1 pseudogene is annotated in these 432 nt (G+C 41.2%); it reads right to left on the reverse strand.

The features are described 5' to 3' along the window. Positions 1-432: pseudogene (locus J7R05_RS08275) on the reverse strand (histidine kinase); the annotation flags it as partial.

A 432-nucleotide genomic window follows, 5' to 3' on the forward strand; every position in this document is an offset into this window, starting at 1 on the left:
TTCTTTGGCGTGGATATAGAAAGCTCACTAGGGTGAGATTCGTAAAGTAATTGCGTTAATGCATAGTCAAGATGGCGCAAAGAAATTTCTTCAGGCCAAAGCGCAGAACATTGAAAATTTTGCTGGCTAATTCCTGCTATTTGTAAAGCGGGAATGTTACCAGCCACATGAGGTGATGCTGTTGGGTTTTCCCAAATAAGAAGAGATTGTCCGGTTTCTTTCAGAAGCCATTCATAATATTTAAGTTTTTCGGAAAGATTTACTTGAATTGTCTGCAGAGACCTCCACGAAACTTTTTTTGCACGCATAGTAACTGCTATACACGTGAGAAGTGAGGCACAAGAAATTCCTCCGCAGAGCGCTAAAAGAAGCCATGGACCATCTGGTAAAGTGAAGGTAGGTGGTAGATGCATTTCCAATGACAGAGCAATA

The organism is Bartonella capreoli, from assembly GCF_902813205.1.
GTDB classification, from domain to species: domain Bacteria; phylum Pseudomonadota; class Alphaproteobacteria; order Rhizobiales; family Rhizobiaceae; genus Bartonella; species Bartonella schoenbuchensis.